The sequence below is a fragment of the Halomonas sp. ML-15 genome, assembly GCF_014779595.1.
GTDB lineage: Bacteria > Pseudomonadota > Gammaproteobacteria > Pseudomonadales > Halomonadaceae > Franzmannia.
This window is the reverse complement of record NZ_JACXZT010000019.1, coordinates 932,226-944,985: the sequence shown is the minus strand read 5'-3', so window position 1 is coordinate 944,985 and position 12,760 is coordinate 932,226. Positions and strand designations below refer to the sequence as shown.

Here is a 12,760-nt window from a genome sequence, read left to right as displayed (position 1 = left end):
GCCCCTAACGCCGCTTGCGCGCGGCGCGCATCACGGCACTGCGCGCACGGGGGTTGTCGCTAACCTCGTCATCACCCGGACGACGCGCCTTGCCCAGCGCCTCGAGACGCCGCTCGATCTGATCATCGCGGATCGGCATGCCACGGGGCAAATGGCTATCGCCGCGCACGTGATCGCGAATGAAACGCTTCACCCGTCGATCCTCCAGCGAGTGGAAACTGATCACCACCAGATGGCCTCCCGGTGCCAACGCCTCGAGGGCCGCTGCAAGGGCCGCATCGAGCTGCTCCAGCTCACCATTGACCTGGATACGCAGCGCCTGGAATACCCGCGTGGCGGGATGCTTGTGCTTCTCCCAGGCCGGGTGGGCCGCCTTGACCACCTCGGCGAGGTCGGCGGTGCGGGTGAAGGGAACGTCACCGCGGCGAGCGATGATCGCCCGTGCCAGTCGCTTGGCGTAGCGCTCCTCGCCGTAGGCCTTGAATACGCCCGCCATCTCGGCCTCGCCGGCGCGGGCCAGGAACTGCGCCGCGCTTTCGCCCTGGCTGGGATCCATGCGCATATCCAGCGGCCCATCGCGCAGGAAACTGAAGCCGCGCTCGGGGTCGTCGAGCTGCGGCGAGGAGACACCGATATCGAGCAGGATGCCGGCCAGCTTGCCGTGTACGCCATGGGCTTCGGCGATCTCTCCGAGGCGGGCAAATTCGCCGCGCTCGATGGTGAAACGCGGATCGTCGATAGCGCTGGCCGCGACCAGCGCCTCGGGATCACGATCAATGGCAATCACACGGCCAGCGGCACCGAGTCGCTCGAGGATCGCTCGCGAATGCCCCCCGCGGCCAAATGTACCGTCCAGGTAAACGCCCTCGGGCGCATGCACCAGCGCGTCGACCGCGCCGTCCAGCAGCACGCTTGAGTGGCGATAGGAGGGCGAGGCCGCGGCATTCTCGGGTGATGACATGAGCTTCTCGATGCGGGCTAATCGCGGTCAGGCGACGAAAAAAGGGAGGGAGTCAGCCGGTAAGCCGGGTTCTGTCGTGGACAGCCATTCATCTAGTGGACGCGTCGCCGCGCCCCTCAAGCGACCTACCCGAACCCAGCGCGGGCCACGCCAATGGGTTCCTATTTGGTCTTGCTCCAGGTGGGGTTTACCTTGCCACGCACTGTTACCAGGCGCGCGGTGCGCTCTTACCGCACCCTTTCACCCTTACCGGCCTCCCGAAGGAGACGTAGGCGGTCTACTCTCTGCTGCACTAGCCGTCGGCTTACGCCGCCCAGGCGTTACCTGGCACCCTGCCCTATGGAGCCCGGACTTTCCTCCCCCCACCGCGTCGCAAGCGACGCAGCGAGCGGCGACTGTCTGGCCGACTCCCAAGCGGGGAAGAATAACAGCGCGCCTGCCCCCTCTCAAGCGGCCGGTTGAGAAACTCGGGGCTATCGCAGATCAGACTGCACCGCTCGGGACTGATCCGTCGACAGGCCTGCGAGGAGGCCCTGTAAACCCATCCCTGGGCGCTACCTACACCATCCCTGGTGTAGAACCTCCTCTTCGGCCTGTCCCCGGCGTCCCTCGCTTACGGAGACGCTGAACAAATCGCCGAGCGAGATGAAGCACAAGGCGCACGGAGCACAGAACCGAGCGCAGCGACAAACATCCGCAGGATGGCTCCGAAGGAGCGAGAAACCGAAGGTTTCGAGTCAACCGGAGCATATGGGGTATATGTGAGGATCCGCCGGTCCGACGCTTCGGCACCGCGCAACGCAGTGATTCGCTCGTGCAGGCATTTGTGCAGTGTTTCCTTAGGGGAAGCTGCGATAAAAACTCAGCCGCCATCCTTGAGCGTCTGGGCACGTGCGTACCAGGATTTCTTGGTACCGCCCAGCAAGCGTGCGGCCAGCGCCGCCGCCTGCTTGACGCCCACGCCCTCCGCCAGTGCCGCGGCGAGCAGCTGATCGGCCTCCAGGGTGGTCTGCTCGTGCTCTTCCTTGGGCGGCGCTCCAGCGATCATCACCACGAATTCACCGCGGGCCTGATCCGGATCCTCCTGCATACGCGCCAGCAGGGCCGCCGCACTGCCGTCGAGGAAGGTCTCGAAGGTCTTGGTCAGTTCCCTCGCCAGTACCACGCGGCGCTCTCCCAACACCGAGACGATATCGTCGAGAGTGTCGCGGATACGGTGCGGCGACTCGTAGCAGACCAGCGTTTCGTCGCGCGCCGCCAGCCCCTCGAGCCGTGAGCGCCTAGCAGCGCTCTTGGCCGGCAGAAAGCCGATAAAGGTGAAGCGGTCGGTGGGCAGACCCGCGGCGCAGAGCCCCGCCACCAGAGCGCACGGGCCGGGCACCGGCACGATGCGATGGCCGGCATGGCGCAGCTCGCGCACCAGCACGAAGCCGGGATCGCAGATCAGCGGCGTGCCGGCGTCGCTGATCAACACCACGTCGTCGCCGGCCACCAGCCGCTCGGCCAGCTGCGCCACACGCGCCGCCTCGTTGTGCTCATGCAGCGACAGCATCGGCCGCTCGAGCCCCAGGTGTCGCAGCAGTCGAGCGCTGTGGCGGGTGTCCTCGGCGGCGATCACTGCCGCCTCTCCGAGCAGTCGTGCGGCCCGCGGCGACAGATCGTCAAGATTCCCAATCGGCGTAGCGACCACGTACAATGATCCGTAAGCTGAATCAGACATACCGGTTCCTCCGACAGGTAATCAGACAAGAGATAGGATTTATGGACAAATCGCCTCGCGGCCTGCTGCTCGCCGCCCTGCTGGCGCTGATGGTGGCAGGGTGTGCCGCGCCTACCGGCATAGTCGACAGGATGACCGATCCTGAGCCCCAGACGCTGCTCGAACGCGCCGCGAACCAGCCCCCCGCGGAAGCGGCTGCCACACGTCTCGAAGCGGCCGACATCCTAGCACGCCGCGGCGACGAGGCGCAGGCCTTCGAGGTGGCCGAGAGCCTTGACGACAGCCTGCTCGAAGACGCCCAGCGGGTGCGCTGGGCGGTGCTGCTGTCGGGACTGGCCTACGATCTCGAAGATGACTCCAGCGTACTCCAGGCGACCAGCATCCTCGAGGAGGACCTCGCCATGGAAAACGATGACCGCAACGCCCTGCGCTACCGCCAGGGGCTGTCGCTGGGACGCATCGGCGAGGCACTGGCCTCGTCGAGGGCGCTGCTGAGGGTACAGGCCGACACCGACAACCCGGTGCTCAACGATGATATCTGGCGGCAACTGACGCGCCTCAACCGCCAGGAGCTGGCGTCCCTCGGCGAGGACCCCGGTCCTCTCACCGCCGGCTGGCTCGAGGTCATCGACCTGCAGCGTCAAAGCGGTGGCGACATCACGCGTTTTCTCGATCGTTTTGGCGACTGGCGTGACCGCAACGCCAACCACCCCGCGGCGCGGCGCCCGCCGACCGAACTGTCCGAGCTGCGCGAACTGCGCGACCAGGACGTACGTCGCATCGCCGTGCTGCTGCCGGAATCTGGCCCGCTGGCAGATGTCGCCGAGCAGATCCGTCGCGGCATGCAAGCGCGCCATAGGGAGGCCGGGGACAACGGCGAAACGACGCCGCAGATGACCTTTATCGACGCCAGCAGCGGCGACCTTCAGGCGCTCTACGCCGAGGCCAACATGGCGGGGGCTCAGGTGGTGATCGGCCCACTCGACAAGGACCAGGTCACCGAACTCGAGAACCGCAGCAGCGTGCCGCTGCCGACCCTGGCACTCAACTACGGCTACGGCGAGCGCAACAACGCCGAAAACCTTTTCCAATATGGCCTCTCGGCCGAGGATGAGGCACGTCAGGCGGCACGCCGCGCCTACCTCGACGGCCATCGCCGCAGCGCCATACTGGTGCCCGACAACGACTGGGGAGAGCGCGTCGGCAACGCCTTCCGCCGCGAGTGGGAGCGTCAAGGCGGCAGCGTGACGTCTGCGGTGCGCTACGAGCCGGGCGGCTCGGTGGCCGGCGCCGTTCGCCCCCTGCTCAGCGTCAGCGGTGAGCGCGCCCAGCTCGGCAACGTCGATATGATGTTCCTGCTGGCGCTACCCAGCTACGCACGTCAGGTACCGCCGATGCTGGATTTCTACTACGCCAGCGATCTACCGATCTACGCCACCTCACACCTCTATGAGGGACGTCCGCAGCCGCGCATCGACCATGACCTGGACGACGTGCAGTTCGTCGATATCCCCTGGCTGATCCCCAATGCTGCGGTCGGCGGAGAGAATGCCGTACCCTTTTTCGGCAGCTATATCGCACTGCGCGAAGATAACGATCCAGGGCTGTTCAAGCTTAACGCCATGGGTGTCGATGCCTACGAATTGGCGCGCCGCCTGCCCCAGCTGCAGGCGATCTCCGGCAGCGAGGTACAAGGCGCTACTGGCATCCTGCGCGCCGAGAGCGACGGGCGCATCTACCGCGAAATGCCCTGGGCAACGTTCGCCAATGGCGTCCCCCAGCTGCCGCTCGGCCTGATCAACCGTGACGACCTGCTGGGTGACGGCATCCCGAGCCTACGCGACCCAGATAGCGATGCCGACAACGGCAGTGTCTTCGACGATGGCCGGGCCCGCTGACGCCCGCCAGCGCGGTGCGCAAATCGAGCGCGCCGTGGCCGACTGGCTGATCCAGCGCGGCCTGCAGTTGGTGGCCAGCAACCAGCATGCCAAGGGCGGCGAACTCGATCTGGTGATGCGCGACGGAGAAATTCTGGTATTCGTCGAGGTCAAGCATCGCGCCGACAGCCGCCACGGTCATCCACTGGAGTTCGTCACCGCTACCAAGCAGCGCCGCCTGATCCGGGCGGCGCGTTTTTATCTGCTACGCAACGGGCTATCATGTGCCTGCCGCTTCGATGTGGTGGCCGTGACAGGCCATGCTCCGGACCTCGATATCCACTGGGTGCGAGGCGCCTTCGAAGCGTTCTGACAGACAAGGACCAGGAAGCCACCATGGATTTCCAGACACGCATACTCGGCCATTTCAACGCCAGCATCGACACCAAGACCTATGCCAGTGAGGTGCTGCCACCCTTCATCGAGGTGGCTAGCCAAATGATGGTGCAGTGCCTGGTCAACGAGGGTAAGATCCTGGCCTGCGGCAATGGCGGCAGCGCCGGCGACAGCCAACACTTCTCCTCCGAGCTACTCAACCGCTTCGAACGCGAGCGCCCTAGCTTGCCGGCGCTGGCGCTGACCACCGACACCTCAACGCTGACCTCGATCGCCAACGACTACAGCTATAATGAGGTGTTCTCCAAGCAGATCCGCGCCCTCGGCCAGCCCGGCGACATCCTGCTTGCCATCTCCACCAGCGGCAACTCGGCAAATGTCATCCAGGCCATTCAGGCCGCCCATGACCGCGACATGACGGTGGTCGCCCTGACCGGCCGCGACGGTGGCAACATGGCCTCACTGCTCGGCCAGGACGATTGTGAAATCCGCGTACCGGCCACCTCCACTGCGCGCATCCAGGAAGTCCATCTGCTGGTTATCCACTGCCTGTGCGACCTGATCGACGAGCAGCTGTTCGGCGGCAGCGAATAATTCCAGACCCGTTAAAGCGAGTGATAAGCATGAAAAATGGACTTGTGATATCCACCCTGATGGCGTTCAGCCTGGCGCTCTCCGGCTGCGCTCAGATGTCGGCCGGCCCTGAAGACCATGGCTCCAGGACATTCGGCAGTCAGGTCGAAGACCAAGGCATCGAGAGCCGCATCTCAGGCAACCTGTCCCGCGAAGATGCACGCTTCAACGATGCCCGCGTCAACGTCGACAGCTACAACGGCATCGTGCTGCTGACCGGCCAGGTGCCCAGCGAAGAGCTCAAGGAGAAGGCCCAGGAAGTCGCCACCGGCACCCGTAACGTGCGCCGTGTTCACAACGAGCTTGCGGTCGCCGCCAATGTGCCCCTCGCCCAGCGCACTACCGACACCTGGATCACTGCCCGGGCGCGCTCGGCGCTGATCGCCGACGAGCGCATCGATGCGCGGCGCGTACGCGTTATCACCGAGAACTCCAGCGTCTACCTGATGGGCATCGCCACCCGCGAAGAAGCCGACCGCATCGTCAACGCAGTATCCGGAATCAACGGTGTGCAGCGTATCGTAAAGGCCTTCGAGTACCTCGATTGACGCCCGCCGGATAACCCTCTACGCAAAACGGCAGCCATTCGGCTGCCGTTTTGCATGGTACCGCCAAGCGTTTGCAACGCTACTTGATCACTCGCAGCGAAGGACGCCCTTTGGGCGGCGCAGCACTCTCCTCACCGTTGTCCGGCTCATCGCCGCTGGGCTCCTCTGCCCCACTATCGACGCTGGACAGCGACGGCCCATCTTGCGGGGCGACGTCGTCGCCCTCATCCTGGGCGTCGAAACCCGGCATTACCGGCTCGTGGCCAAACACCATGCCAACGCCGTTCTCACGCGCATAGAGCGCGATCAATGCCTGGCTAGGCACCACGACTTGCATCGGCTGACCACCGAAACGAGCGCTGAAGGTGATGGCATCATTCTCCATCATCAGATCGCGCACCGCGGTGGGCGCCACGTTGAGCACGATCTGACCATTCTGCACAAACTGGCGCGGCACCGTCACACCTGCTTGCTCGGCATCCACCACGACATAAGGCGTCTGGTCATTGTCCAGTAGCCACTGATAGAGGGCTCTGGCCAGATAGGGGCGGCTCGACAGCATGTCTGCCTCCTGCAGTAGGGGCACGCCGACCGGGGCCGGCGGCATGAATATCAGGTACGCATCTCGCGCTCTGCCTCGGACAGCGCCGTCTTGAAGGCATCGCGCTCGAACAAGCGCTCCATATAGCCGATCAGCGGCTTGACCTGCTTTTCCGGCAGCTCGATACCCAGCGCCGGCAGTCGCCACAGCAGCGGGGCCAGGCAGCAGTCTACCAGCGAGAACTCCTCGCTCATGAAGAATGGCATGTCCTCGAAGATGGGCGAGATGCCAACCAGGCTCTCGCGCAACTCCTTGCGAGCCTTCTCGGCATCCTTCTTGCTCCCGGCGACGATCTGTTCGACCAGCGGACACCACTCGCGTTCGATGCGGTGCATCCACAGCCGGCTCTGGGCACGCGCAACAGGATAGACCGGCAACAACGGCGGATGCGGAAACCGCTCGTCGAGATACTCCATCATCACCTTGGACTCATAAAGCACCAGGTCACGATCCACCAGCGTAGGCACGCTATTGTAAGGATTGAGATCGGCAAGCTCCTCGGGCTGGCTGCCGTCGGCGACTTCCAGAATGTCCACGGCCACGCCCTTTTCGGCCAGCACGATACGCACCCGATGGCTGAGGTGGTCGTCACTACCGGAATAGAACGTCATCGACGAACGCTTGGCCACTACACCCATGTAACAATCCTCGCATCAATTCGAAGTCGCATGATAACACGCCGTGCAACCCCTCTGTGGGCATCGGCGCATCAGCGCTTTCACTCCCACCAACCAGGTAGCGGGGGCTGGATAAACAGGGGGCGCATGACCCGGTTGGCCATACGCCCCCACAGCTTGCACGGCTAACGACCTAGTGAACGTCGCGCCAGTATTCACGCTTCAGCAAGTAGGCGATGACACCGAAGATGAAGATGAAGATCAGCACCTTGGGGCCGAGCGCCTGGGCCTGCAGCCTGGACGGCTCACCGACGTAGACCAGGAAGTTAGTCAGATCATAGACCGCCTCCTCGAACTCCTCAGGCTCCATCTTGCCCGGCTGGGTGACCTGCAGCACCTCACAGGACTGATACTTGCCGGACAGCGGGTCGAGCTCTGCGCCCTCGATGGGCCGATCACTCTCGGCACAGACCATTTCCTGTACCCCCTGCAGCGGCTCGAGCACGTTAGGCATGGCCGAAGCCTCAAGCACAATATTGTTGACGCCTAACGGTTGGCCAGGATCACGATAGAACCCCAGCAGATAGGAGTAGATGTAATCGGGACCGCGTACGCGATTGAACAGCGTCAGGTCAGGCGGTGCCACACCGAACCAATTTTCGCCATCATCGCCCTCCATGGCAATCCGCATCTGGTCGTTGAAGGCCAGCGCCGAGGAGAAGATCAGGTTCTCTTCGACCAGATCCTGGGGCATGCCCAGATCGGTTGCTGCCCGGGAAAAGCGCTGATGCTCCAGAGAGTGGCAGCCCATGCAGTAGTTGACATAGAGCTGCATGCCCCGCTGCAGGGACGCCTCGTCGTTGATGTCCGGAGTCATCGAAAACGGCTGCTCGGGGAGCGGTGCCGCCATGGCCGTGAGCGGCACCAGCGCGAAGAGCAGTGCGAACAGTTGCTTTTTCATTAGCCAGTCACCCTCTCCGGAACGGGTTTGGTTTTTTCCATACTGGTATAGAACGGCATCAGCAGGAAGAAGGCGAAATACAGCACCGTGCAGAGCTGGGCCACGGCAGTGCGAAGCGATGTGGCGGGAATCGCCCCCAGGACACCCAGGATCACGAAGCTCAAGGCGAAGATTATGAGCATTACCTTCGACATCCAGCCCTTGTAACGCATGGAGCGTACCGGGCTGCGGTCGAGCCAAGGCAGCACGAAGAGCACCGCAATGGCACCGCCCATGAAGACCACCCCGAGGAACTCAGCCTGAAGCGGGCCAATATCGAAGGTGATCGCCCTCAAAATCGCGTAGAAGGGAGTGAAATACCACACTGGCGCGATGTGATCCGGCGTGACCATGGGGTTGGCCGGTTCGAAGTTGGGTCGCTCCAGGAAGTAGCCACCCCCCTCGGGGAAGTAGAAGACTACCAGCGCGAAGACAAACAGGAAGATCGCGATGCCAACCAGATCCTTGACGGTGTAGTACGGATGGAACGGAATACCATCTAGAGGCTTGCCGCTCTCGTCCTTCTTCTCCTTGATGTCGATGCCGTCCGGATTGTTGGAGCCGACCTCATGCAGCGCAATGATGTGCAACACCACCAGCGCCAGTATCACGATGGGCAGCGCCACTACGTGCAGGGCAAAGAAGCGATTCAGGGTGATGCCGGAAATCAGGAAGTCACCGCGGATCCACTGTGCCAGGTCAGGACCGACAAAAGGAATCGTGGCAAACAGCGAGATGATGACCTGGGCCCCCCAGTAGGACATCTGCCCCCAGGGCAGCAGATAGCCCATGAAGGCTTCGGCCATCAGCAGCAGGTAGATGGCCATGCCAAAGATCCATACCAGCTCGCGGGGCGCCTTGTAGGAGCCGTAGAGCAGGGCGCGGAACATGTGCAGGTAGATCACCACGAAGAACGCCGAGGCGCCGGTGGAGTGCAGATAACGAATCAGCCAGCCCCACTCCACATCGCGCATGATGTACTCGATGGACGCAAAGGCCCCCTCACCGGAGGGGTTGTAGCTCATGGTCAGCCATACCCCGGTGAGGATCTGGTTGACCAGCACCAGCAGGGCGAGCACACCGAAAATGTAAAAGAAGTTGAAGTTCTTCGGCGCATAGTACTTGGTCAGATGGTCCTGAATCATCTGGGTGGCGGGAAAACGGTCATCGACCCAGCGCATGAGGCCCTTTTCCGCCTTGGCCTTGTTCGGGTTAGCCATCAGGCACTCTCCTCATCTTCACCGACGATGATGTCGTCGCCTTCAAAGCGGTATGGCGGCACCTCGAGGTTGGTCGGGGCCGGCACGTTACGGAACACACGTCCCGCCAGATCGAAGTAGGAGCCGTGGCAGGGGCAGAAGAAGCCCCCCGGCCAGTCGTCCATATCCACGGCGTCGGGCTCCGGGCGATACAGCGGCGAGCAGCCGAGATGCGTACAGATACCAATCAGCACGCCGATCTCGGGACGCGCAGAACGCAGCGGACCGGTGATGTAGGCAGGCTGCTGGGGCTGCTCGGAGTCAGGGTCCGAGAAACGTCCAGGGTCACTGTTCTGGGTGCGCTCGATCATCTCCTCGGTACGGCTGATTACCCACACCGGGCGTCCGCGCCATTCGACGGTGATGCGTTGCCCCGGTTCCAACTGGGATATATCAGCGCGCACCGGAGCACCCGCCGCTCTTGCCCTGGCACTGGGCTGCCAGGAAGCCACAAAGGGGACCGCAACCCCGACAGCGCCCACCGCACCCACAACGGTAGTGGCACCCACGAGGAAACGGCGCCGCCCTCTGTTTACGCCGTTATCTGCCATCTTCTAGTTTCTCCCATCAACTTACCCGCTACCGTATCGCAGGAAGGTATCCCGCGACTCACGGATACAAATGAAGGCTATGGTAAAAAAACGCGCGCGCAAACACAAGGTAATACGCCCCTTGACCTAAGTGGTAGATGCGCGACAAGCATTTGAAATACCAATAAAAAAACGCCCAGACTCCAAAGAGTCTGAGCGTCTCTTTCGCTCGCCTTGCAGCGTTTAACGCTTGGAGAACTGCGGGCGACGACGCGCTTTGCGCAGACCGACCTTCTTACGCTCGACTTCGCGAGCGTCGCGAGTCACGTAACCGGCAGCGCGCAGCGGCTGACGAAGCTCTTCGTTGTATACCATCAGGGCACGGGTAATGCCGTGACGGATGGCACCTGCCTGTGACGAACCGCCGCCGCCCTTGACGGTGACGTAGGCGTCGAACTGCCCCAGGGTTTCGGTCAGCTCGAGGGGCTGACGGACAACCATGCGCCCGGTTACACGACCAAAGTACTGGTCGAGTTCCTGGTCGTTGACGACAATCTTGCCGGTGCCCGGCTTGAGGAATACACGAGCGGTGGAAGTCTTGCGGCGCCCGGTACCGTAATACTGCTGTGTCATAGCGAAGTATCCCTTAGAGGTTCAGTTCTTGCGGCTGCTGAGCGGCGTGAGGATGCTCGGCACCGGCGTAGACCTTGAGTTTGGTGTACATGGCGCGGCCCAGCGGACCCTTCGGCAGCATGCCCTTGACGGCAGACTCGATGACGCGCTCGGGAGCGTAGCCAATCATCTTCTCGAAGTTCATGGAACGCAGGCCACCCGGGTAACCGGTATGACGATAATAGGTCTTGGCCTGGGCCTTGTTGCCGGTCACCTTGACCTTCTCGGCGTTGATCACGACGATGTAATCGCCGGTATCAACGTGCGGGGTATACTCCGCCTTATGCTTGCCGCGCAGGCGGCGTGCAATTTCGGTCGCCAGACGACCGAGCGTCTTGTCCTTCGCGTCGACGACAAACCAGTCGCGCTGGACGGACTGCGGCTTAGCACTGAACGTCTTCATGGATGAATCACCAAATCGATGTATTGGGTCTCGACACCTTGAGCGGCATCTGACCATCCCTATTTTTCTTGGTTGCCCCGCCTGCAGGCGAGCACAACGGTCGAGCGAGGCGGCATTCTACACGAGCCAGACCCGCCAAGGCAATCATCGTGCCCCACCCATCATGGTTATCGCGGTTGCTATTAGCGAGGGACGCTGACGGCAGGTCGAAGAGGAGGTTTGCGCCATGGATGGCGCAAGGTAGCGCCCAGGGATGGGTTCACAGCGCCTCCTCGTAGGCCTGCCGTCGGATCAGTCCCGAGCGGTGGTGCCATCAAAAGCCATCACGGCTTATGCGGCAGCGCCAGATAGTCGTGAGACTGCATCTCCTGAAGCCGCGACAGGGTGCGCTGAAACTCGAACTCCAGGCGCCCATCGGCGTAGAGCTGCTCGGCGTCGACCTCCGCCGACATCAGCAGCTTCACGCCGCGATCGTAGAACTCATCGACCATATTGATAAAGCGCCTGGCCTGATCATCGGTCGCCCCGCTCATGCGGGTGACATTGGAGACCAGCACGCTATGGAACTCACGGGCCAGCTCGATATAGTCGTTCTGGCTGCGCGGGCCATCGCACAGTTCGAGAAATTCGAACCACACTACATCATCGTGCAGGCGACGCGCCTTGAGGATGCGGTGATTGACCTCGACCGGCGCATCGACCTCACCCTCGGATCCGGCAATCTCGCGAAAGCTGCGCGCCAGCTCAGACTCGGCGTCGGCATCCAGCGGCGAGTGGAATATCTCGGCACGCTCCAGCGCCCTCAGCCGGTAATCGATCCCCGAGTCGACGTTGACCACCTCGCAGTGGCGCTTGACCAGCTCGATGGCAGGCAGGAAGCGCGCGCGCTGCAGGCCATCCTTATACAGGTCGTCGGGCACGATATTGGAGGTTGCCACCAGCACCACACCGTGCTCGAACAGCGCCTCGAGCAGGTTGGCAAGGATCATCGCGTCGGTAATATCCTTGACGAAGAACTCGTCGAAGCAGATCACCCGCGCCTCGCTGGCAAACTTGGCGGCAATCAGCTTGAGCGGATTCTTCTCACCCTTGTAATGGCCAAGTTCGTTGTGCACCCGCTGCATGAAGCGATGGAAGTGGGTACGCATCTTGTCGGGAAACGGCAGCGACTCGAAGAAGGTATCGACCAGATAAGTCTTGCCGCGCCCGACGCCGCCCCAGAAGTAGAGCCCCATAATGGCCGGCGGCGCCTCAAACGGCGAGGCGGCTTTCTTGCTGCCAAACAGCCCTGCCATTTTCGACTTCAGCCCCCCGCCGGTGACGACCGGCTTGGGCGCGCTGCGCGGCGTAGCCACCAGCGCATCATAGAGACGCTGCAGATGCTCGACGGCCGCCTGTTGAGCCGGGTCGTACTGGAAATCATCACGCTCAAGATCAGCACGATAGCGGGCCAGCGGCCCTTGGTCGGATGTCGTCGGCGCATTTGTCGCAGTGATTGTCACACTCATGGGGACCTTGCGTACCTCGCACTCAGCTCGTCGAG

At 62.6% G+C, this 12,760-nt stretch carries 14 protein-coding genes and 1 other RNA gene; 4 read left to right on the top strand and 11 right to left on the bottom strand.

The genetic code is table 11. The features are described from left to right. Positions 1–4: 4 nt before the first annotated feature. The 3 genes from rsmH to rsmI form a co-directional block, all read right to left on the bottom strand. The gene (gene rsmH / locus IEI94_RS16195; RefSeq protein WP_191168300.1) at positions 5–961 is read right to left on the bottom strand and encodes a 16S rRNA (cytosine(1402)-N(4))-methyltransferase RsmH; all 957 of its coding nucleotides are present in this window, start codon (positions 959–961) and stop codon (positions 5–7) included. A gap of 44 nt (positions 962–1,005) precedes the next feature. Continuing rightward, positions 1,006–1,372: RNase P RNA component class A (gene rnpB, locus IEI94_RS16190), an RNA gene on the bottom strand. 451 nt (positions 1,373–1,823) lie between these two features. Beyond that, positions 1,824–2,681, bottom strand: a complete 858-nt coding sequence (gene rsmI / locus IEI94_RS16185; protein ID WP_191168299.1) for a 16S rRNA (cytidine(1402)-2'-O)-methyltransferase — start codon at positions 2,679–2,681, stop codon at positions 1,824–1,826. Between the two features lie 41 nt (positions 2,682–2,722). Here rsmI and IEI94_RS16180 point away from each other — a divergent pair, with 41 nt between their 5' ends. From IEI94_RS16180 to IEI94_RS16165, 4 genes are read left to right on the top strand one after another with little or no spacing between them, the layout of a single operon-like run. Continuing rightward, positions 2,723–4,579, top strand: coding sequence for a penicillin-binding protein activator (locus IEI94_RS16180; RefSeq protein WP_191168298.1), 1,857 nt, complete (start codon positions 2,723–2,725; stop codon positions 4,577–4,579). Further along, a complete protein-coding gene (locus tag IEI94_RS16175; protein ID WP_191168297.1) occupies positions 4,563–4,931 on the top strand; it encodes a YraN family protein in 369 nt (122 codons plus the stop codon). Before IEI94_RS16180 ends, IEI94_RS16175 begins: the two co-directional genes overlap by 17 nt. Before the next feature lie 23 nt (positions 4,932–4,954). Beyond that, positions 4,955–5,548, top strand: a complete 594-nt coding sequence (locus tag IEI94_RS16170) for a phosphoheptose isomerase (RefSeq protein WP_191168296.1) — start codon at positions 4,955–4,957, stop codon at positions 5,546–5,548. Positions 5,549–5,577: 29 nt separating this feature from the next. Then, positions 5,578–6,135 (top strand): BON domain-containing protein, encoded by a 558-nt coding sequence (locus tag IEI94_RS16165; protein WP_191168295.1) that lies wholly within the window; start codon positions 5,578–5,580, stop codon positions 6,133–6,135. A gap of 79 nt (positions 6,136–6,214) precedes the next feature. Here the strand turns inward: IEI94_RS16165 and IEI94_RS16160 are convergent, their stop codons facing one another. The 8 genes from IEI94_RS16160 to zapE form a co-directional block, all read right to left on the bottom strand. Then, entirely contained in the window at positions 6,215–6,697 is a 483-nt protein-coding gene (locus tag IEI94_RS16160; RefSeq protein WP_191168294.1) for a ClpXP protease specificity-enhancing factor, read from the bottom strand. A 50-nt stretch (positions 6,698–6,747) separates the two neighbouring features. Beyond that, a complete protein-coding gene (sspA, locus tag IEI94_RS16155; protein WP_191168293.1) occupies positions 6,748–7,374 on the bottom strand; it encodes a stringent starvation protein SspA in 627 nt (208 codons plus the stop codon). Between the two features lie 172 nt (positions 7,375–7,546). Continuing rightward, positions 7,547–8,314 (bottom strand): cytochrome c1, encoded by a 768-nt coding sequence (locus tag IEI94_RS16150; protein ID WP_191168292.1) that lies wholly within the window; start codon positions 8,312–8,314, stop codon positions 7,547–7,549. Continuing rightward, positions 8,314–9,573, bottom strand: coding sequence for a cytochrome b (locus tag IEI94_RS16145; protein ID WP_191168291.1), 1,260 nt, complete (start codon positions 9,571–9,573; stop codon positions 8,314–8,316). Before IEI94_RS16145 ends, IEI94_RS16150 begins: the two co-directional genes overlap by 1 nt. Beyond that, complete coding sequence (petA, locus tag IEI94_RS16140; RefSeq protein WP_191168290.1) at positions 9,573–10,163, bottom strand: ubiquinol-cytochrome c reductase iron-sulfur subunit; 591 nt, start codon at positions 10,161–10,163, stop codon at positions 9,573–9,575. The genes IEI94_RS16145 and petA overlap by 1 nt, the downstream gene beginning before the upstream one ends. A 222-nt stretch (positions 10,164–10,385) precedes the next feature. Beyond that, on the bottom strand, positions 10,386–10,775 hold the full coding sequence (gene rpsI / locus IEI94_RS16135) for a 30S ribosomal protein S9 (RefSeq protein ID WP_191168289.1): 390 nt from the start codon (positions 10,773–10,775) through the stop codon (positions 10,386–10,388). A gap of 13 nt (positions 10,776–10,788) precedes the next feature. Then, a complete protein-coding gene (rplM, locus tag IEI94_RS16130; protein WP_191168288.1) occupies positions 10,789–11,217 on the bottom strand; it encodes a 50S ribosomal protein L13 in 429 nt (142 codons plus the stop codon). A 323-nt stretch (positions 11,218–11,540) separates the two neighbouring features. After that, positions 11,541–12,725, bottom strand: a complete 1,185-nt coding sequence (zapE, locus tag IEI94_RS16125) for a cell division protein ZapE (RefSeq protein WP_191168287.1) — start codon at positions 12,723–12,725, stop codon at positions 11,541–11,543. Between the last annotated feature and the right edge of the window lie 35 nt (positions 12,726–12,760).